15 protein-coding genes are annotated in these 20,260 nt (G+C 59.5%); 6 read left to right on the top strand and 9 right to left on the bottom strand.

From position 1 onward, the window contains the following. Positions 1 to 66: 66 nt before the first annotated feature. From ABH912_RS30625 to ABH912_RS30610, 4 genes are all read right to left on the bottom strand, one after another. The gene (locus ABH912_RS30625) at positions 67 to 303 is read right to left on the bottom strand and encodes a DUF1653 domain-containing protein (protein ID WP_007953059.1); all 237 of its coding nucleotides are present in this window, start codon (positions 301 to 303) and stop codon (positions 67 to 69) included. Positions 304 to 402: 99 nt separating this feature from the next. Beyond that, positions 403 to 1,578, bottom strand: coding sequence for an acetyl-CoA C-acyltransferase FadA (gene fadA / locus ABH912_RS30620; protein WP_008007076.1), 1,176 nt, complete (start codon positions 1,576 to 1,578; stop codon positions 403 to 405). Between the two features lie 29 nt (positions 1,579 to 1,607). Then, positions 1,608 to 3,755 (bottom strand): fatty acid oxidation complex subunit alpha FadB, encoded by a 2,148-nt coding sequence (gene fadB / locus ABH912_RS30615; protein ID WP_033061926.1) that lies wholly within the window; start codon positions 3,753 to 3,755, stop codon positions 1,608 to 1,610. A gap of 540 nt (positions 3,756 to 4,295) precedes the next feature. After that, positions 4,296 to 4,733 carry a hypothetical protein gene (locus tag ABH912_RS30610; protein ID WP_033061927.1) on the bottom strand — a complete coding sequence of 146 codons (438 nt, stop codon included), beginning with the start codon at positions 4,731 to 4,733 and terminating at the stop codon, positions 4,296 to 4,298. A 104-nt stretch (positions 4,734 to 4,837) separates the two neighbouring features. Between ABH912_RS30610 and ABH912_RS30605 the strand changes: the two genes are divergently transcribed. After that, positions 4,838 to 5,275: a universal stress protein gene (locus ABH912_RS30605; RefSeq protein WP_008151425.1), complete on the top strand. Its 438-nt coding sequence runs from the start codon at positions 4,838 to 4,840 to the stop codon at positions 5,273 to 5,275. Between the two features lie 66 nt (positions 5,276 to 5,341). Here the strand turns inward: ABH912_RS30605 and ABH912_RS30600 are convergent, their stop codons facing one another. Further along, on the bottom strand, positions 5,342 to 7,261 hold the full coding sequence (locus tag ABH912_RS30600; protein WP_429512576.1) for an ATP-binding cassette domain-containing protein: 1,920 nt from the start codon (positions 7,259 to 7,261) through the stop codon (positions 5,342 to 5,344). A gap of 213 nt (positions 7,262 to 7,474) precedes the next feature. Here ABH912_RS30600 and ABH912_RS30595 point away from each other — a divergent pair, with 213 nt between their 5' ends. After that, entirely contained in the window at positions 7,475 to 9,403 is a 1,929-nt protein-coding gene (locus ABH912_RS30595; RefSeq protein WP_429512574.1) for a transglycosylase SLT domain-containing protein, read from the top strand. Between the two features lie 77 nt (positions 9,404 to 9,480). Here the strand turns inward: ABH912_RS30595 and ABH912_RS30590 are convergent, their stop codons facing one another. Beyond that, a complete protein-coding gene (locus ABH912_RS30590) occupies positions 9,481 to 11,274 on the bottom strand; it encodes an ABC transporter transmembrane domain-containing protein (protein WP_429512573.1) in 1,794 nt (597 codons plus the stop codon). Between the two features lie 260 nt (positions 11,275 to 11,534). Here ABH912_RS30590 and ABH912_RS30585 point away from each other — a divergent pair, with 260 nt between their 5' ends. Beyond that, positions 11,535 to 11,714, top strand: a complete 180-nt coding sequence (locus ABH912_RS30585; protein WP_033061931.1) for a PA1571 family protein — start codon at positions 11,535 to 11,537, stop codon at positions 11,712 to 11,714. An 88-nt stretch (positions 11,715 to 11,802) separates the two neighbouring features. Here ABH912_RS30585 and pdxB read toward each other — a convergent pair whose 3' ends face one another. Then, on the bottom strand, positions 11,803 to 12,945 hold the full coding sequence (pdxB, locus tag ABH912_RS30580; RefSeq protein ID WP_429512572.1) for a 4-phosphoerythronate dehydrogenase PdxB: 1,143 nt from the start codon (positions 12,943 to 12,945) through the stop codon (positions 11,803 to 11,805). 330 nt (positions 12,946 to 13,275) lie between these two features. On the opposite strand from pdxB, the gene ABH912_RS30575 reads away from it, so the two are divergent. After that, positions 13,276 to 14,685 carry an MATE family efflux transporter gene (locus ABH912_RS30575; protein ID WP_033055639.1) on the top strand — a complete coding sequence of 470 codons (1,410 nt, stop codon included), beginning with the start codon at positions 13,276 to 13,278 and terminating at the stop codon, positions 14,683 to 14,685. Here the strand turns inward: ABH912_RS30575 and tusA are convergent. Together tusA and rlmM are read right to left on the bottom strand one after the other, a co-directional pair. Then, positions 14,682 to 14,933, bottom strand: a complete 252-nt coding sequence (gene tusA, locus ABH912_RS30570) for a sulfurtransferase TusA (RefSeq protein WP_033055641.1) — start codon at positions 14,931 to 14,933, stop codon at positions 14,682 to 14,684. The two genes, ABH912_RS30575 and tusA, sit on opposite strands and share 4 nt — an antisense overlap. A gap of 198 nt (positions 14,934 to 15,131) precedes the next feature. Continuing rightward, complete coding sequence (gene rlmM / locus ABH912_RS30565; protein ID WP_429512570.1) at positions 15,132 to 16,205, bottom strand: 23S rRNA (cytidine(2498)-2'-O)-methyltransferase RlmM; 1,074 nt, start codon at positions 16,203 to 16,205, stop codon at positions 15,132 to 15,134. A 222-nt stretch (positions 16,206 to 16,427) separates the two neighbouring features. Between rlmM and acnA the strand changes: the two genes are divergently transcribed. Next, a complete protein-coding gene (gene acnA, locus ABH912_RS30560; RefSeq protein WP_033055645.1) occupies positions 16,428 to 19,169 on the top strand; it encodes an aconitate hydratase AcnA in 2,742 nt (913 codons plus the stop codon). 249 nt (positions 19,170 to 19,418) lie between these two features. After that, positions 19,419 to 20,210, top strand: a complete 792-nt coding sequence (locus ABH912_RS30555) for a CPBP family glutamic-type intramembrane protease (protein ID WP_429512568.1) — start codon at positions 19,419 to 19,421, stop codon at positions 20,208 to 20,210. Positions 20,211 to 20,260 lie beyond the last annotated feature (50 nt).

Here is a 20,260-nt window from a genome sequence, read left to right as displayed (position 1 = left end):
ACGCGGCACCGCTATATATAGTGGCTACAAGGTGAGGTCAAGCGCAGGGTATTGCGCGCACTCAGCTTATGGCTTGGAAAAAAGGCTTGGTTCGGCTTGCACCAAAGCAAAGCGTGGCACCTGTTCGCCGTCAACCTCGACCGACTCCAGGAACATGCTCAAGGGACGCACCCAAAAGCCGTAATCGCCATACAGGGCTTGGTAGAAGACCACTTCTTCTTCGGTTTCCGAATGCCGCGCAACACTGAATACGCGGTACTGCGGACCTTTGTAATGTTGGTAGAGCCCAGGTTGTATCGGCATGGTTTGGCCCTCGCTCAAATCTTTTCAAAATAAAAACAAAAATAAATTCAGAAAAACAAAAACCGGGGCACTTGGCCCCGGCTTCCTTCAACGAAACGCTTAAACGCGTTCGAAGACGGTGGAGATGCCTTGGCCGAGACCAATGCACATGGTGGCTACCCCGAAGGTGCCGCCATTTTGCTTCATCACGTTCAACAGAGTGCCGGAGATACGTGCACCGGAGCAACCGAACGGGTGACCCAGGGCGATCGCACCGCCGTGCAGGTTAACCTTCTCGTTCATCTTGTCGAGTACTTTCAAATCTTTCAGCACTGGCAGGGCCTGTGCGGCGAAAGCTTCGTTGAGCTCGAAGAAGTCGATATCGTTAATGCCAAGACCCGCGCGCTTCAGTGCTTTTTGTGTGGCCGGTACTGGACCATAGCCCATGATTGCCGGGTCCACACCTGCCACTGCCATCGAACGAATCACCGCCATAGGCTGAATACCCAGGTCCTGTGCACGCTGCGCCGACATCACGATCATGCACGAAGCACCATCGGTGATTTGCGACGAAGTACCGGCTGTCACGGTGCCGCCCTTTGGGTTGAACGCTGGCTTCAGCGCCGCCAGGCTTTCCAGGGTAGTTTCCGGACGAATGGTTTCGTCGTAGTCGAACAGTTTCAGGAAACCGTTCTCGTCGTAGCCCTGCATCGGGATGATTTCGTCTTTGAACTTGCCTTCCAGTGTCGCCTTGTGAGCGAGCTGGTGGGAGCGCACGCCGAAAGCGTCCTGTTGTTCGCGAGTAATGCCGTGCATTTTACCCAGCATTTCAGCGGTCAAACCCATCATGCCCGAGGCTTTCGCCGCGTACAGAGACATGTGCGGGTTCGGATCGACGCCGTGCATCATGCTGACGTGCCCCATATGCTCGACGCCGCCAACCACGAACACGTCACCGTTGCCGGTCATGATCGCTTGCGCAGCAGTGTGCAGAGCGCTCATCGACGAACCACACAGACGGCTGACGGTCTGGCCGGCAGCAGTGTGCGGGATCTGAGTCATCAGGGACGCCATGCGGGCGATGTTCCAGCCCTGCTCCAGGGTCTGGTTCACACAGCCCCAGATCACGTCTTCGACTTCGCTCGGATCAACCTTGACGTTGCGTTCCAGCAGTTTACTGATCAGGTGCGCCGACATGTCTTCGGCACGGGTGTTACGGTGCATGCCGCCCTTGGAGCGGCCCATCGGAGTACGACCGAAGTCGACAATCACGACGTCTCTAGGATTCAAGCTCATATATTCACTCTCACTCTAGTTGGGGGCGCTTAACCGAAGAACCGCTGGCCGGTTTTGGCCATTTCACGCAGTTTTGCGGTCGGGTGGTACAGCGCGCCCAAATCAGCGTACTGGTCAGCCAGGGCAACGAACTCTGCAACACCGATCGAATCGATGTAGCGCAGCGCACCGCCACGGAATGGAGGGAAACCAATACCGTAGACCAGACCCATGTCGGCTTCGGCAGCGGTTTCGACAATGCCGTCTTCCAGGCAACGCACGGTTTCCAGGCACAGCGGGATCATCATCCAGTTGATGATGTCTTCGTCAGTGACTTCGCGCTGTTCGAAAACGATCGGCTTGAGCACTTCCAGTACCGACGGATCGGCGACTTTCTTCTGCTTGCCGCGCTTGTCGGTCTCGTAGGCGTAGAAGCCCTTGCCGTTCTTCTGGCCCAGGCGCTTGGCTTCGTAGAGCACGTCGACGGCCGAACGGCGATCGTCTTTCATGCGGTCCGGGAAGCCTTCAGCCATGACGTCACGACCATGGTGACCGGTGTCGATGCCGACCACGTCCATCAGGTATGCCGGGCCCATCGGCCAGCCGAATTTTTCCATGACCTTGTCGATGCGGACGAAGTCCACGCCGGCGCTGACCAGCTTGGCGAAACCGCCGAAGTACGGGAACAGCACGCGGTTGACCAGGAAGCCCGGGCAGTCGTTGACGACGATCGGGTTCTTGCCCATTTTCTTGGCGTAGGCAACGGTGGTGGCAACGGCCACTTCGCTGGACTTCTCGCCACGGATCACTTCAACCAGCGGCATCATGTGCACAGGGTTGAAGAAGTGCATGCCGACGAAGTTTTCCGGACGCTTGAGGGCTTTGGCCAGCAAGGTGATGGAAATGGTCGAGGTGTTGGACGCGAGGATGGTGTCCTCTTTGACTTTGTCTTCGACTTCGGCCAGGACGGCTTGCTTGACCTTTGGGTTCTCGACAACGGCTTCGACGACCAGGTCGACGTGACCGAAATCACCGTAGGACAGGGTCGGACGAATGCCATTGAGCACTTCGGCCATTTTCGCCGGGGTCATGCGACCTTTATCAACGCGGCCCACCAGCAATTTGGCAGCTTCGGCCAGACCTTGCTCGATGCCGTGCTCGTTGATGTCTTTCATCAGGATCGGCGTACCTTTGGAGGCCGACTGATAAGCGATACCGCCACCCATGATGCCAGCGCCCAATACGGCAGCCTGCTTCACGTCCTTGGCGATTTCGTCGTAGGCCTTGGCCTTTTTCTTCAGCTCCTGATCGTTCAGGAACAGACCGATCAAGCTCTGCGCGGCAGAGGTCTTGGCCAGTTTGACGAAACCGTTGGCTTCGACTTCCAGTGCCTTGTCGCGACCGAAGTTCGCGGCTTTCTGGATAGTTTTGATCGCTTCGACCGGTGCCGGGTAGTTCGGGCCCGCTTGACCGGCCACGAAACCCTTGGCGGTTTCGAACGACATCATTTGTTCGATGGCGTTGAGCTTGAGCTTTTCGAGCTTCGGCTGACGCTTGGCCTTGTAGTCGAACTCGCCGGAGATGGCGCGCTTGATCAGCTCCAGGGCCGCTTCCTGCAGTTTCTCAGGGGCAACCACTGCGTCGACTGCGCCGACTTTCAGCGCGTCGTCAGGACGGTTTTCCTTGCCGGCGGCAATCCATTCGATGGCGTTGTCGGCACCGATGATGCGCGGCAGGCGCACGGTACCGCCGAAGCCTGGGTAGATGCCCAGTTTGACTTCCGGCAGACCGATCTTGGCCTTGGTGGACATGACGCGGTAGTCCGCCGCCAGGCACATTTCCAGACCGCCACCCAGGGCGATGCCGTTGATCGCGGCGACAGTCGGGACGTTGAGGTCTTCGAAATCGCTGAAAATCTTGTTGGCTTCCAGGTTGCCAGCAACAAGCTCTGCATCAGGCAGCTTGAAGTTCTCGACAAATTCGGTGATGTCGGCGCCGACGATGAATACGTCCTTGCCACTGCTGACGATCACACCCTTGATCGAAGCATCTGCCTTGATGGTGTCTACGGCCTGACGCAGTTCGTTCAGGGTTAGACGGTTGAACTTGTTGACGGACTCACCCTTGAGGTCGAATTTCAATTCGACGATGCCACTTTCAAGAGCCTTAACCGTGATGGCTTTACCTTCGTAAATCATCAACTGATCTCCACGATATGGAAGCTGAACAGTACACGTCGGACGCAGGCGAAGGGCTCGGCAGGGACGTTTAACGTCAATGCTACGCCCATCCACCCGGCACACCCGCCAACGCGATAGTCGGGATTCTGTAGGAGCGGTTTGTAATACAAACGCTCAATTCATACGCCCGTTTGATTTGGGTACGTCACCTTCACGGAATTTCCGACAATTGTCAATCGCCCAAAATACGGGTTGAAACTCGACTTTCCGGTCATTTCCGTAACACGAAGACCTGCAACACACGGCTGCATGTGAGGCCATTCATAGGATCAATAGTTAGAAAAGTCGCCCTAATTCGCTGCAGCCGTTGTTTAACAAGCTACGCTGGCGGGACCTTGAGGAAAAAACATCAACGCTTTCGGCGAATGCCCGGCGTAATATCAGCGCCACACAGAATTTCCGGCCTGCCTGGCCAACTCCAGCCCGATGATGATGTCGGGCTTTTTATTGCCTGTCTGCCGGACGTTTCGCGCCATTGCGGCGCGAAATTTCCGCGATTTATGCCAGCGCTTTCAGCACCGCATCAATATCCTGCAAAACCGTCGCTTCGCCCTTCTCGCCCCAATACAACGTGATCATCTGCTTGTCTGCTTCGACCTTGTAAACGTTGTCTGGCAACTTTTCGAAATGAATCAGTAGCGCAGGCTCCTCGCAGACCTCCTGCCACTGATTGACCCACACACCCGGCGCTTTTTGCCAGTAACTCCAGCACGCCGGGCGATTGCCACGCCGCGGCCGATGGTACTGGGCGCAAGGGCTCGGCGGCTCCTGGCTCAGCCAGTGTGGCCACTCCTGAGGCGCCAGTTGCATCGCCAATCCGATGCGTCGCGCCTCCATGCGCAGGGCCATGCGGCCGCTTTGGTGGCGCGACGGCCGCAACCATGCCAGTGGACTCAGTACCACCAACATGATTGACACCACTATCCAGACCGTCATATCTGTACTCCCGATTCTTGATGAGCGCATTGAGTCACTTTGAAAACAATGCGCTTGAAACCAGCCATACTTACCAATATTGCAACCCTCAGGAGGAGCACCTCATGCCCTACAACCACATTCTGGTCGCTGTAGATCTAACCGAAGAGTGCGATCCTGTAATCCACCGCGCTCGCGAACTGTCGGTGAGCAACGGGGCGAAGCTGTCCCTGGTGCACATTGTCGAGCCAATGGCCATGGCCTTTGGTGGTGACGTCCCCATGGACCTGTCACAACTGCAACAACAGCAGTTCGATCAGGCCAAAGAACGCCTGGACCGGCTGATCGTGAAGTATCCGGAACTCTCCAAAGAATACAGCCACCTGACCTACGGCCAGCCACGCCAGGAGATCCACCACCTGGCCAAGGAACAAACCTGCGACCTGATCGTGGTGGGCAGCCATGGCCGACACGGCCTGGCATTGCTGCTGGGCTCGACTGCCAATGACGTGCTGCATGGTGCGCCCTGTGATGTGCTCGCGGTGCGCCTGATCAAAAGTTAAACCACAGCTCCTGCAAAAAGCCCGGCGCTCATCACTGAACGCCGGGCTTTTTTATAGCAGGATCAATCAGGCATCCAGCTCGGCCCAGCGCTCGACCATTACGTCGAGTTCAGCCTGCAACTGCTCCAACTGAGCGATCACTGCAGCGGTCTCGGCAGCAGGACGCTGATAGAAACCGGCGTCGGCCATTTGCGCCTCAACGGTAACGATCTGCTGTTCCATGGCTTCGATCTGGCCCGGCAACATTTCCAGCTCACGCTGCAACTTGTAGCTGAGCTTCTTCTTCGCCACCGGCACTTCGACGACAGCAGCAACTGGCGCAGCTTCGGCCGTCACGACCGCAGAGGTCAGGTCGGCTTTGCCGGACTTGCTCTCGGTCACGCCCAACAGGCGCGGCGAGCCGCCCTGACGCAGCCAGTCCTGATAACCACCGACGTATTCGCGAACCTTGCCTTCACCTTCGAAGACCAGGGTGCTGGTGACCACGTTGTCGAGGAATGCCCGGTCGTGGCTGACCATCAGCACGGTGCCGTTGAAGGTCAGCAGGACCTCTTCCAGCAACTCGAGGGTTTCGACGTCGAGGTCGTTGGTCGGTTCGTCGAGGACCAGCAGGTTCGCCGGTTTGCTGAACAGTTTCGCCAACAACAGACGCGCACGTTCACCACCTGACAGCGCCTTGACCGGCGTGCGGGCACGCTGCGGGCTGAACAGGAAATCGCCGAGGTAGCTCAGCACGTGACGGCTCTGACCATCGATATCGATGAAGTCGCGACCTTCCGCAACGTTGTCAATTACGGTCTTTTCCAGGTCCAGCTGATGGCGCAACTGGTCGAAGTAAGCCACGTCGATACGCGTCCCCTCTTCCACTGTGCCGCTGGTTGGCTGCAGACCGCTGAGCATCAGCTTCAGCAGTGTGGTTTTGCCGGTACCGTTGGCGCCCAGCAGACCAATACGGTCGCCGCGCGTCAGGACCATCGAGAAATCCTTGATCAGGAACGGGCCGCCCGGGTGAGCGAAGCTCACGTTCTCGAGGACCATCACCTGCTTGCCGGACTTGTCAGCGGTGTCCAGCTGAATGTTGGCCTTGCCGGTGCGCTCGCGACGTTCGCTGCGCTCGACGCGCAACGCTTTCAGTGCGCGCACGCGGCCTTCGTTACGGGTGCGGCGCGCCTTGATGCCCTGACGGATCCAGACTTCTTCCTGGGCCAGTTTTTTGTCGAACAGTGCGTTGGCGGTTTCTTCAGCGGCCAGCGAGGCTTCTTTGTGCACGAGGAAGCTGGCGTAGTCGCCGTTCCAGTCAATCAGGCCGCCGCGATCCAGTTCCAGGATGCGGGTGGCGAGGTTTTGCAGGAATGAGCGGTCGTGCGTGATGAACAGCACGGCGCCCTGGAAATCCTTCAGCGCTTCTTCGAGCCAGGCAATTGCACCGATGTCCAGGTGGTTGGTCGGCTCGTCGAGCAGCAACAGATCGGGTTCGGACACCAGAGCCTGAGCCAGCAGGACGCGACGACGCCAGCCGCCGGACAATTCGGCGAGGGTCTTGTCGGCCGGCAACTGCAGACGGCTCAAGGTGCTGTCGACCAGTTGCTGCAAACGCCAGCCATCGCGGGCTTCGAGGTCGTGCTGGACGTGCATCAGTTTGTCCAGGTCGGCGTCGGTGACGATGTTCTGGCTGAGGTGGTGATACTGCGCGAGTAGCTCGCCGACACCGTCCAGGCCTTCGGCCACCACGTCGAACACGGTCCGCTCGTCGGCTACCGGCAATTCTTGCGGCAATTCGCCAATCTTGAGGCCAGGTGCGCGCCAAACGGAGCCTTCGTCAGGCTTCTGGTCGCCCTTGACGAGCTTCATCATGCTGGACTTGCCAGTGCCATTGCGGCCGATGATGCACACCCGCTCACCACGGGCGATCTGCCAGGACACCTTGTCCAACAACGGCATAGCGCCGAAAGCAAGGGACACATCGCTGAATTTGAGCAGGGTCATGAGCTTCTCCAAAAACCGGGCGCGCATTCTACCTGACTTGAGGCTTCAGAAGGCCGGCAATTTCACCTTCGCGACACTCTGCATGACAAATGTTGCGAACTGATGCTGACAGGCCGGCAAAGCTTTCGCCCGCTGCTGGCAAAAGGCTAAGCTACAGACAATTCAGTGCAGGCCATGCCCGCACTTGTCATGATTTCTCTGCCCGGACGTCTCATGCGCAGTCGCCTTTTCAGTCTTTTATCCTGTTTTCTTTTGTCTGCCACTGCCGTTCAAACCGCCCAGGCAGTGGACCTGTCCACCCAGCGTCAGTATTACGATGAAGCCAAGCGTGCCCTCGCCAAAGGGGATACCGGTCCTTATTTCCGCTACAGCCAGGCCCTCAGCGATTACCCGCTGGAGCCGTACCTGGCGTATGACGAACTGACCGCCCGCCTTAAAACCGCGAGCAATGCCGAAATCGAGAAATTCCTCGCCGAGCACGGTGACCTGCCCCAGGCCAACTGGATGAAGTTGCGCTGGTTGCGTTGGTTGGCCGAACGCGGCGACTGGGCGACCTTCGTCAGGTACTACGACCCCAAGCTCAATTTCACCGAACTGGACTGCCTGAACGCGCAGTATCAGATCGGGCATAACCAGAAAGCCGAAGGTTACGCCAACGCCAATAGACTCTGGCTGACCGGCAAATCCCAACCCGCCGCGTGCGATGCGCTGTTCGGGCAATGGGCTGCCGAAGGCCAGTTGACCGAGCAAAAACGCTGGGAGCGCACCAAACTTGCCGCCCAGGCGCGTAACTATCCGCTGGCCAACAGCCTGGTCAACGGCCTGACCACCCTCGCCCCTCGTGGTCGTTTGCTGATTGATGTGGCGCAAAAACCCGAACTGCTCAACCAGCCGTCGCGCTTCACCCCGGCCGATGAGCCGATGTCTGACGTGGTCAGCCTTGGCCTGCGCCGCTTGGCCAAGCAAGACCCGGACAAGGCCATGGAGCTGCTCGACGGTTACGCCAGCAGCATGCACTTCTCCCGTGATGAGAAAGTGGCCATCGCCCGTGAAATCGGCTTGACCCTCGCACGACGTTTCGACAGCCGCGCGCTGGACGTGATGACCAAGTACGACCCGGAATTGCGAGACAACACGGTTTCCGAATGGCGCCTGCGTCTGCTGCTGCGCCTGGCCCGCTGGGACGACGCCTATCAACTGACTCGCCGCTTGCCGCAGGATCTGGCAACCACCAACCGCTGGCGCTATTGGCAAGCCCGAAGTCTGGAACTGGCGCAACCGCAGAACCCGGAAGCGCAGACGCTGTATAAGGGCCTCGCCCGCGAGCGTGATTTCTACGGTTTCCTTGCCGCTGATCGCTCGCAGTTACCCTATTCGCTGGTCAACAAACCACTGGTGCTGAGCCAGGCACTGATCAACAAGGTGCGCAATACACCGGGCGTGCGTCGGGCGCTTGAGTTTCACGCTCGTGGACAGATCGTCGACGGTCGCCGTGAGTGGTACCACGTCAGCCGCCACTTCAGTCGGGACGAAATGGTTGCCCAGGCGAAACTGGCCTACGACCTGAAATGGTATTTCCCGGCAATCCGCACCATCAGTCAGGCGCAGTACTGGGACGACCTGGACATCCGCTTCCCGATGGCCCACCGCGAAACAATGGTGCGTGAAGCCAAGGTTCGCGGCCTGCACTCGAGCTGGGTGTTCGCTATCACCCGCCAGGAAAGTGCTTTCATGGACGACGCCCGCTCCGGCGTCGGCGCCAGCGGCCTGATGCAACTGATGCCCGGCACCGCCAAGGAAACCGCGCGCAAGTTCAGCATCCCGCTGGCCTCGCCGCAGCAAGTGCTGGACCCGGACAAGAACATCCAGCTCGGCGCCGCTTACCTGAGCCAGGTCCACAGCCAGTTCAACGGCAACCGCGTCCTCGCCTCCGCCGCCTATAACGCCGGCCCGGGTCGCGTACGTCAGTGGCTGCGCGGCGCGGACCACCTGAGCTTTGACGTCTGGGTGGAAAGCATTCCGTTCGACGAAACCCGCCAGTACGTACAAAACGTGCTGTCGTACTCGGTGATCTATGGCCAGAAGCTCAACTCACCGCAACCGCTGGTGGATTGGCATGAGCGTTACTTTGACGATCAATGAGCCTGCTTTGAAGCACTGACAAAAATACCCGCATCGATTGATGCGGGCATTTTTTTGGGCTCTACCGGGTCGGTTACTTAGTCGGTTACCGGGTCGGTGAGAGCGCTGTGCCCATCACTGAACTGCAACGCCGCCAACCGCGCATACAGCGCGTTACTCGCAATCAACTCCTGATGAGTCCCCACCGCCACCAGTTTCCCTTGGTCCATCACCGCGATCCTGTCAGCGTTTTTCACCGTGGCCAGTCGGTGGGCGATGACCAGGGTGGTGCGGTTTTTCATCAGGCTCGGCAGGGCTTGCTGGATCAGGTGTTCGCTCTGGGCGTCGAGGGCGCTGGTGGCTTCGTCCAGCAGCAGTATCGGCGCGTCCACCAGTAGCGCCCGGGCGATGGCCAGGCGTTGACGTTGGCCGCCGGACAAACCGAGGCCACCGTCACCAAGGTGGGTCTGGTAGCCGTTGGGCATTTGTTCGATGAAGTCGTGGGCGTAAGCGATTTTCGCCGCTTCCTGAACCTGGGCCAGGGTTGCCGTCGGGTTGCCGTAGCGGATGTTCTCTTCGATGCTGCCAAAGAACAGCGCCGGGGATTGCGAGACCAGGGCGAAGCAGCGGCGCAGGTCCAATGGATCGAGTTGAGTCAGCGGCACGCCATCGAGCAGGATGCGTCCTTCGGCCGGGTCGTAAAAGCGCAGCAGTAAGTCATACACCGTCGACTTGCCGGCACCGGAGGGCCCGACCAACGCGAGGGTTTCACCAGCATTGATCGTCAGATTCAAACCGTCGACTGCATAGCTTTCAGGACGCGACGGGTAGGAAAAGCGCACGTCTTGCAGCACCAGGTCACCCTTCACCCGTTCGGGCAAGGTCACCAGGCCAGTGGTCGGTGGCTGGATAATGTTCTCCGAGCGCAGCAACTCGGCTATCCGCTCGGCGGCGCCGGCGGCACGTTGCAGTTCGCCGATCACTTCGCTCAACGTGCCGAATGCGCTGCCGACGATCAGGCTGTAAAACACAAACGCCGCCAGCTCGCCCGCGGAAATCCGCCCGGCAATGACATCCATTCCGCCGACCCAGAGCATCACCCCGACCGCGCCAAGCACCAGCACGATCACCAGGGTAATCAGCCAGGCCCGCTGGAAAATCCGCTTGCGAGCGGTGTTGAAAGCCTCCTCCACGGTTGCGGCAAAGCGCTGCTCGTCCTGGACCTGATGGTTGTAGGCCTGCACGGTTTTGATCTGGCCCAGGGTTTCGGAAACATAGCTGCCGATATCGGCAATCCGGTCCTGGCTCAGGCGTGACAGGCTACGCACCCGACGGCCGAAAATCAGGATCGGCGCGATCACCAACGGCAACGCGACCACCACGATGCTGGTGAGCTTGGGGTTGGTGATAAACAGCAGGACGATCCCGCCGATCACCATCAACAGATTGCGCAAAAACAGCGACAGAGACGAGCCGATCACCGATTGCAGCAGCGTGGTGTCAGCGGTTAACCGCGACTGGATCTCGGAGCTACGGTTGTCTTCGTAGAACCCTGGGTGCAGATAAATCAGATGATTGAACACCTGACGACGGATGTCCGCGACAACGCGTTCACCGATCCATGAGACCAGGTAAAAACGCGCGAAGGTGCCAATCGCCAGCCCCACCACCAGCAACATAAACAGACCGATGGACTGGTTGAGCAAATGCGGCGACTGGGTCATGAAACCCTGATCCACCAGCAGGCGAATCCCCTGCCCCATGGACAAGGTGATGCCAGCCGTGACGATCAATGCGAGCAAGGCACCGACGGCCGGCCAGCGATAAGGCGCGATGAAACGCAGGGCCAGGCGCATGGCGCGCCGTTGACGGGACGAGAGGATGGAGATCATTCGATGGCGCAACCAGTAGGGTTTGACGCGATCAAGCCTACACCGGTCGATGGGCTTGAACGCTGTAAATCATAATGAGTCAGGTTAAATATGACCGCAAAGCCTAGGCCCTAGACGGTATTGGTCTAAAGTCCGGGTGGCAGCACCGCGTTATTTCTGGTGGACTGATGTTGCCGCCCAGGAAAGATCGCAGGGAGTTGTCACAGCCCGGTCACTTGGCGGTTCTATAGTAAGCACACAACCTGATGAGGAGACAGGCCATGTCCTTGCAAAACAGCAGCGAAGACAAGATTGAAGTGATCCGCACACAGCCAGACCAGTCTCTGGGTTGCTCGATTATCGATAAGGATGGGCGCGAAGTACCGATCACTGAAGGCATGATCCAGGACGCTTGCCGCGAACTGGAAAAGCGATTGGTCAAGCCTGCCGAACAAAAGTGATATAGCCACCGTCTTCTTGACCCGGCCTCTGATGGCCGGGTTTTTTATGGATGATTATCCAGATATCGCGATAGGGCCGAATCGGTTTCTAGACAGCCGTTGCGCCAAGTGCCAACACGATCTGCTGCAATACCGGCGAATCCCCATCGATCCGTACCGCTAACCCATCAATCTCACGCCGCAGCGGATAATGCTTGCGCAGTGAATCAAATGCCGCACGCTGCTCATTCACATTGCCGACAAGGCTGCGACGGAAATCCGCATCGTCGCGGCGCGGGTCGTACACGCCACGGCACAACATGGCCAGCGACCAGGCCGGATCGCTGTTAGCGTTCAAGGTCACTTGCGACAACCAGGGTGCGGGCAGCAAATCGTTCAAGCTGATCTGGGCCGATTGCCCGAGAAAATCGCAATACGCCTGATAAATCTGTGCGGTGCCACGCTGTCTGCCGTCGAGGCTGTAACCGGCAATGTGCGGCGTCGCCAGCACGCAGAGTTCGGCCAGTGCCACATCGACCTCAGGCTCGCCTTCCCAGACGTCCAGCACTGCTTGCAGGTCTTCGCGTTGCAGCAGCACCTGGCGCAGCGCGGCGTTGTCGACCACCGGTCCACGACTGGCGTTGATCAGCCAGGTGCCGGACTTGAGCTGGTTCAAACGGTTTTTATCGAACAGATGCCAGGTGGACTGGGCGCCGTGTTTCTTCAACGGCGTGTGCAGGCTGATGACGTCGCACTGTTCGATGATCTGTTCGAGACTGACGTAATCGCCACCTTCTGCGGCTTGCCTTGGCGGATCGCAGACCAGCACCTTCCAGCCCAGACCTTGCAGAACCTTAACCAAGCGGCCGCCCACTTCACCGGCACCCACGACGCCGTAGGTGCGTTGAGTCAGGTCGACGCCTTCGATTTCGGCCAGGGTCAGCAGACTGCCGAGCACGTAGTCGACCACGCCTCGGGCGTTGCAGCCGGGCGCGCTGGACCAGGTGATGCCGGCCTGCTGAAAGTAATCCAGATCCAGGTGATCGGTACCGATGGTGCAGGTGCCGACAAAGCGTACCTTGCTGCCTTCGAGCAACGCACGGTTAACGTTGGTCACCGAGCGCACCAGCAGTACATCGGCCTGTTCGACGGTGGCGCGGTCAATGGAACGTCCCGGCACCCGGCGGATTTCACCGAAACCTTCGAAGAAGGCATCGAGCAGCGGGATATTTTCGTCGGCAACAATCAGCATGGCAGGCTCCTTTGAGGGATCGGCAGTGTAGGCGGAGATGACCGTAGTGGGCCAGCGGGCATTGCACAGCCCCTGTAGCAGCTGGCGAAGCCTGCGTTCGGCTGCGTAGCAGTCGCGAGACCTGAACGCGCGGCATTCCTGAATCACCGCATAATCCGATTTCACGACTGCTACGCAGCCGAACGCAGGCTTCGCCAGCTGCTACAGGGACCGCGTTGTCGCAACGTCCGGACGTCGATTACAAATCCGCAACACAGGACTTTTCCTGACCACTGCGTCAGGGCGTAGAATGCGCCGCCTTGCGCATCAACATCTTTGGACGTTTCGCCCTTGAATTCCGTGACTGACCGCCCCGCCGCTATTTCCCTCACCCGTCCGGCCCGGGTTCGCCTGGAGCTGAAAAACCTGCTCGGCCTGGCCTTGCCGATCATGATCGCGCAACTGGCGACCACCGCGATGGGCTTCGTCGATGCGGTGATGGCGGGCCGGGTCGGGCCACGGGATCTGGCGGCGGTGGCGCTGGGCAACTCGATTTGGGTGCCGGTGTTTCTGTTGATGACCGGCACGCTGCTGGCTACTACCCCGAAAGTCGCCCAGCGTTTCGGCGCCGGCACCCACAGCGAGATCGGCCCGATCGTGCGCCAGGCACTGTGGCTGGCATTGGTGGTGGGCTTGATGGCGACCGGCATGCTGTTCAGCGCCGAACCGATTCTGCACATCATGAAGGTCGACCCCGAGTTGATCGGCCCGTGCATGCAGTACCTGCATGGCATCGCCAGTGGGTTGCCCGCCGTCGCGTTCTACCATGTGCTGCGCTGTTTCAGTGACGGCCTGGGGCGCACACGTCCGGCCATGGTGCTGGGTCTGTGCGGACTGGCATTGAACATTCCGCTGAACTACGTCTTCATCTATGGCCACTTTGGTGTGCCGGCCATGGGCGGTGTAGGTTGCGGCTGGGCCACGGCGATCGTGATGTGGGTGATGGCCCTGGGCATGGCCGGGTGGGAGCGCTGGGCACCGGCGTATCAGTCGAGTGAGTTGTTCAGCCGTTTCGACTGGCCGCAGTGGTCGGTGATCAAACGCCTGCTGGGCATCGGCCTGCCGATCGGCATCGCGGTGTTCGCCGAGTCGAGCATCTTCGCGGTGATTGCGCTGCTGATCGGCAGCCTCGGCGCGACGGTAGTAGCCGGGCACCAGATCGCGCTGAACTTCAGCTCGCTGGTGTTCATGATCCCCTACTCCCTCGGCATGGCCGTGACCGTGCGGGTCGGCCAGGCGCTCGGCCGTCAGGAACCGCGAGAAGCCCGTTTCGCTGCCGGTGTCGGCATGGGCACGGCGCTGGCCTATGCGTGTATTTCCGCGAGCATGATGCTGTTGCTGCGTGAACACATCGCAACGATCTATACCGCCGACCCGACGGTGATTCATGTCGCGGCAATGCTGATTGTGTATTCGGCGCTGTTCCAGTTTTCCGATGCGATCCAGGTGACGGCTGCCGGCGCGTTGCGCGGCTATCAGGACACTCGGGTGACGATGATCCTGACGCTGTTCGCTTACTGGGGGATTGGGTTGCCGGTGGGTTACGCGCTGGGCCTGACCGATTGGTTCGGTGCACCGAGCGGCCCGAGCGGGCTGTGGCAGGGTTTGATCGTGGGCTTGAGTTGTGCGGCGCTGATGCTGTCGATCCGCCTGACGCGCAGTGCACGCAAGCGGATCCGCATCAGTCAGTCGGCGGGTTAAGCGAGTTTCTTGCGGATCCAGTAGAGGTAGGTGCCTGCCACTTCGTGCTGCGCGACCAGTTCGTGGTCGAGAAACACGCAGAATTTGGGAATGTCGCGACGGGTCGACGGGTCGGTGGCGATCACCTTGAGCAGGCCGCCGGGCACCAGGTCACGAATGTGCTGGTGCAGCATCATCACCGGTTCCGGGCAGTTGAGGCCGGTGGCGTCGAGGGTGCCGTCAACCGGCGTATCAATCATTTCACTCATGATTCACTCCTGAAACTTGCCGGCATTGTCGCGCATTGCCGGGTTTAACGTCATCTGTCGTCTATCGCCCTGTAGGAGCGAGGCTTGCCCGCGAAAGGCGCAGCGCGGTGTATCTGTAGAACCGCAGCGCGGCCTTCGCGGGCAAGCCTCGCTCCTACAGGGTTCCAGCGCGCATTTGCGTGTCGGTTAATGTCGGGCTCAGCGGGACTTGGGTTTCTTTACGTCGATCCGGCGTAGGTGGCAGGTCACTTCTTCACGGTCGTGATACAGCTGCTTGCAGCCGATCTCGACCCGAATGCCGCGCTCCTTGAACCCGTCGGCAATGCGTTCCAGCAAGCGCTTCACTTCGGCGTAACGCTGTTTCATCGGCAGTTTGAGGTTGACCACCGCTTCGCGGCAATGCCCCTCGCCAATCCACTCTTCCAGCATCGCGGCGTTGCGCGCCGGTTTCTCGACGATGTCGCAGACCATCCAGTCCACCGGTTGCTTGGGCTTGAAGGTGAAACCGTCGGCCATCAAGTGTTGCACCAGACCGGTGTCCATCAGGCTTTCAGCCATCGGGCCGTTGTCGATCGCGGTGACCAGCATGCCGCGGTTGACCAGTTGCCAGGTCCAGCCGCCGGGTGCGGCACCGAGGTCGACGCCGGTCATGTCGCTGTGCAGACGCTCATCCCACTGATCGCGAGGGATGAAGTGGTGCCACGCCTCTTCCAGTTTCAGCGTCGAACGGCTCGGCGCTTCACGCGGAAACTTCAGCCGCGGAATGCCCATCGGCCACATCGCCGAGTTGTTCGACTCGGCCAGCCCCATGAACACTTCGCGGCCACTTTTGAAGGTCAGCAGCAGACGCGGTTTGTGGGCATCTTCAACCAGTTTGCCAGCGGCCATCAGCGCCTTGCGCAGGTGCCCTTCGAACTTCTTGCAGAAATTCGACAATTCCTTGCCATCGTTGGTGTCGACCATTTCCAGCCACAGGCTGCCGCACAGCGGGAAGTCCGCCATGTGCGCGAGGATCACACTGATGCGGTCGGTTTCCGGCAGATCGATGAAGATCCCGCGAGCCCACTGGCGCGGGAAGATCAGATCGGCGAAACGCTGACCACGCATCAGGCGCTCGGCGCCGTCTTCTTCGGTGCAGATGAATTCGGCGCAGGCGCTGGCGTTCTTGGCCTTGGCATAACCGGCCACGTTCAGCCGCGCGGCGTGTTCGGAAATCTCGGAGCAGACTTCGCTTTCGAAGCCCGGCCGGCAATGCATAAAGAGGGTGTTCATTCTTACTCCTGGGCAGATGGCGAGAAATTCAACCACTGCGCGATGCCCAGACTTGCGTTGAAGCAAAGCCTGTCACGAAAACGGGCGCATGATAGCTGAGTTCGGAACCTTGGACTCAGCCATAGAGTCCAGTTATTAGCCTTAAGCACCAAACAGGACTAGGTTTAAACCTCTGTTCGTTCCCTCAGTCCGTAGCCGTGCGGACTCAAAGGAGTCATTTCAATGCCGTCCCTCGATAGCCTGAAAACCCTTAAAACCTTACAAGTTGACGACAAGACCTATCACTATTTCAGCTTGCCGGATGCCGCCAAAAGCCTGGGCGACCTGGACAAGCTGCCAATGTCGTTGAAAGTGCTGCTGGAAAACCTGCTGCGCTGGGAAGATGAAAAAACCGTCACCGGCGCCGACCTCAGGGCGATTGCCGCGTGGCTCAAGGAACGTCGCTCCGACCGTGAAATTCAATACCGTCCCGCGCGGGTACTAATGCAGGACTTTACCGGCGTTCCTGCCGTGGTCGATCTGGCCGCCATGCGTGCCGCGATGGCGAAGGCCGGCGGCGACCCGCAGCGAATCAACCCGCTCTCCCCCGTGGATCTGGTGATCGACCACTCGGTGATGGTCGACAAATTCGCCAGCGCCAGCGCCTTCGAACAGAACGTCGACATCGAAATGCAGCGCAACGGTGAACGTTATGCATTCCTGCGCTGGGGCCAAAGCGCCTTCGACAACTTCAGCGTGGTGCCGCCGGGCACCGGCATCTGCCACCAGGTGAATCTGGAATACCTGGGGCGCACGGTCTGGACCAAGGACGAGGACGGCCGCACCTATGCCTTCCCCGACACCCTGGTCGGCACCGACTCCCACACCACCATGATCAACGGCCTCGGCGTACTCGGCTGGGGCGTCGGCGGGATCGAAGCGGAAGCGGCGATGCTGGGCCAACCGGTGTCGATGCTGATCCCGGAAGTGATCGGCTTCAAACTCACCGGCAAGCTCAAGGAAGGCATCACCGCCACCGACCTGGTGCTGACCGTCACCCAAATGCTGCGCAAGAAAGGCGTGGTCGGCAAATTCGTCGAGTTCTACGGTGACGGCCTCGCCGATCTGCCGCTGGCCGACCGCGCGACCATCGCCAACATGGCCCCGGAGTACGGTGCCACCTGCGGCTTTTTCCCGGTGGATGACATCACCCTGGAATACCTGCGTTTATCCGGTCGCACCCGCGAGACCGTGAAACTGGTCGAGGCCTACTGCAAAGCCCAGGGCCTGTGGCGCCTGCCGGGTCAGGAACCGGTGTTCACCGACAGCCTGGCGCTGGACATGGGTAGCGTCGAAGCCAGCCTTGCCGGGCCGAAACGCCCACAGGACCGGGTATCACTACCGAATGTCGCGCAAGCGTTCAGTGACTTCGTCGACCTGCAATTCAAACCCACCAGCAAGGAAGTCGGTCGACTTGAAAGTGAAGGCGGCGGTGGCGTCGCGGTGGGCAATGCCGATCTGGCCGGTGAAGCCGACTACGAATACGACGGTCAGGTGTATCGATTGAAAAACGGCGCAGTGGTGATTGCCGCGATCACCTCCTGCACCAACACCTCCAACCCGAGCGTGATGATGGCCGCCGGCCTGGTGGCGAAGAAAGCCGTGGAAAAAGGCCTCAAGCGCAAACCGTGGGTCAAGAGTTCGCTGGCCCCAGGCTCGAAAGTGGTCACCGACTACTACAAGGCTGCCGGCCTGACCCAGTACCTTGATGAACTGGGTTTTGCCCTGGTCGGCTACGGCTGCACCACCTGCATCGGCAACTCCGGGCCATTGGCGGAGCCGATCGAAAAAGCCATTCAGGCCGCCGACCTGACCGTCGCCTCGGTGCTGTCGGGCAACCGCAACTTCGAAGGTCGCGTGCATCCCCTGGTGAAAACCAACTGGCTGGCCTCCCCACCGCTGGTCGTCGCCTATGCGCTGGCCGGCACGGTGCGCATCGACATCAGCAGCGAGCCTTTAGGTACCGACAAGGATGGCAATCTGGTGTATCTGCGGGACATCTGGCCAAGCACCAAAGAGATTGCCGACGCGGTGAACCAGGTCAACACCGCGATGTTCCACAAGGAATACGCCGAAGTGTTTGCCGGCGATGAACAATGGCAGGCGATTGAAGTGCCGCAAGCGGCGACGTATGTCTGGCAGGACGATTCGACGTACATCCAGCATCCACCGTTCTTCGATGACATCGGCGGGCCGCCGCCGGTGGTCAAGGACGTCAGCGGTGCCAGAGTCCTCGCACTGCTGGGTGATTCGGTGACCACCGATCACATCTCTCCGGCCGGCAACATCAAGGCCGACAGTCCGGCAGGCCATTACCTGCGCGAGAAAGGTGTGGAACCACGGGACTTCAACTCCTACGGCTCGCGGCGCGGCAACCACGAAGTGATGATGCGCGGCACCTTTGCCAACATCCGCATTCGTAACGAGATGCTCAGCGGTGAAGAAGGCGGCAATACGATTTACATTCCCACCGGGGAGAGGATGCCGATCTACGATGCGGCGATGCGTTATCAAGCCTCGGGCACGCCTCTGGTGGTGATTGCCGGGCAAGAATACGGCACCGGCTCGAGTCGCGACTGGGCGGCCAAGGGCACCAATCTGCTGGGGGTCAAAGCCGTTATCGCCGAAAGTTTCGAACGGATTCACCGCTCCAACCTGGTGGGCATGGGCGTGTTGCCGTTGCAGTTCAAGCTGGATCAGAACCGCAAGAGCCTGAACCTGACCGGCAAGGAGACGCTGGATATTCTGGGTTTGACCGGCGTCGAGCTGACGCCGCGGATGAACCTCACGCTGGTGATCACCCGTGAAGACGGCAGCCGCGAGAAAGTCGAGGTGTTGTGCCGGATCGATACCCTGAATGAGGTGGAGTACTTCAAATCGGGGGGGATTTTGCATTACGTGTTGCGACAGTTGATTGCCTCGTAACAGACTGCTGACACAGACACCGCCTTCGGGCGGTGTTTTTGTTTGGGCCGCGTACGTCCCTATAATCCCGTACTGCTTTGGCATTGATTACAAATATTTGCCCAACACAAAACCACTGTGGGAGCGAGCTTGCTCGCGATAGCGGAGTGTCAGGCAACATTGATGTTGGATATGACAGCCCCATCGCGAGCAAGCTCGCTCCCACATTGACCGAGTCGCCCTGCAAATTTTCGAACACAAGGACTTCACATGCTTGCTCTGCCATGGAACTACCTGGCCCTACTCTCCCTCGGCTATGGTCTGGCACTGATCTACGGTCACCTCGGCTGGCTGGCCCTAATCTCCGTCGCATTGTTGCTGGCCACAGGTTTCGCCGTCCGCCAACAAAAGCTCCCCATCGCGCGCTACCTCGGTCATGGGGTGTTCTTAGTCCTGGTTTTGGCACTGGCGATGCACTGGCTTCCCGGTTTCTACAACGGCCGTGGTTTCGCCCCTCAGAGATTCACCGACGATGCCGTGCCGTTTTTCATGTACCTGAATCAGGACAAACCCCTGATCGGGTTCTGGCTTTTGCTGGCTTGCCCATGGATTGTCGGCCGGCATTCGCTGCGCCTTTCCCTCTATGCCACCGCGCTGGGGCTGACGTTGAGTGCCGTGCTGGCCTTGGGTGGCGCGCTGTTACTGGGCGTGATCAGTTGGGCCCCGAAGTGGCCCGATCAAGGCTGGATATGGACGCTGAACAACCTGCTGCTGGTGACGCTGGTCGAGGAAGCGCTCTTCCGCGGCTACATTCAGGGCGGTCTGACCCGGCATTTCAAAAACCTGACCTACGGTGAAAACCTCGCCCTGCTCCTCGCCTCGCTGCTGTTTGGCCTGGTGCATGTGGGCGCCGGCTGGCAATGGGTGTTGCTGGCGAGCCTAGCGGGTGTCGGCTATGGTCTGGTCTACCGTTTTGGTGGCTTGGGTGCGGCCATCGCCACCCATTTCGGCCTGAATCTGCTGCATTTCGGCCTGTTCACTTATCCGATGCTCGCCGGCTGACGCAAGGGTGGTTTTGCGACGCACCACTGATTACTGAAAAATAATCTCAA

This window comes from Pseudomonas sp. BT76 TE3572, from assembly GCF_050435365.1.
In the GTDB taxonomy this organism is placed as follows: Bacteria; Pseudomonadota; Gammaproteobacteria; order Pseudomonadales; family Pseudomonadaceae; genus Aquipseudomonas; species Aquipseudomonas fluorescens_W.
Note: the sequence above shows the minus strand (reverse complement) of the source record. Positions and strands in the feature narration are given on the sequence as shown.

Coding starts and splice junctions, on each gene's coding strand:
- ABH912_RS30625 (WP_007953059.1), bottom strand. CDS start 303: ATGCCGATACAACCTGGGCTCTACCAACATTACAAAGGTCCGCAGTAC.
- fadA (WP_008007076.1), bottom strand. CDS start 1,578: ATGAGCTTGAATCCTAGAGACGTCGTGATTGTCGACTTCGGTCGTACT.
- fadB (WP_033061926.1), bottom strand. CDS start 3,755: ATGATTTACGAAGGTAAAGCCATCACGGTTAAGGCTCTTGAAAGTGGC.
- ABH912_RS30610 (WP_033061927.1), bottom strand. CDS start 4,733: ATGACGGTCTGGATAGTGGTGTCAATCATGTTGGTGGTACTGAGTCCA.
- ABH912_RS30605 (WP_008151425.1), top strand. CDS start 4,838: ATGCCCTACAACCACATTCTGGTCGCTGTAGATCTAACCGAAGAGTGC.
- ABH912_RS30600 (WP_429512576.1), bottom strand. CDS start 7,261: ATGACCCTGCTCAAATTCAGCGATGTGTCCCTTGCTTTCGGCGCTATG.
- ABH912_RS30595 (WP_429512574.1), top strand. CDS start 7,475: ATGCGCAGTCGCCTTTTCAGTCTTTTATCCTGTTTTCTTTTGTCTGCC.
- ABH912_RS30590 (WP_429512573.1), bottom strand. CDS start 11,274: ATGATCTCCATCCTCTCGTCCCGTCAACGGCGCGCCATGCGCCTGGCC.
- ABH912_RS30585 (WP_033061931.1), top strand. CDS start 11,535: ATGTCCTTGCAAAACAGCAGCGAAGACAAGATTGAAGTGATCCGCACA.
- pdxB (WP_429512572.1), bottom strand. CDS start 12,945: ATGCTGATTGTTGCCGACGAAAATATCCCGCTGCTCGATGCCTTCTTC.
- tusA (WP_033055641.1), bottom strand. CDS start 14,933: ATGAGTGAAATGATTGATACGCCGGTTGACGGCACCCTCGACGCCACC.
- rlmM (WP_429512570.1), bottom strand. CDS start 16,205: ATGAACACCCTCTTTATGCATTGCCGGCCGGGCTTCGAAAGCGAAGTC.
- acnA (WP_033055645.1), top strand. CDS start 16,428: ATGCCGTCCCTCGATAGCCTGAAAACCCTTAAAACCTTACAAGTTGAC.
- ABH912_RS30555 (WP_429512568.1), top strand. CDS start 19,419: ATGCTTGCTCTGCCATGGAACTACCTGGCCCTACTCTCCCTCGGCTAT.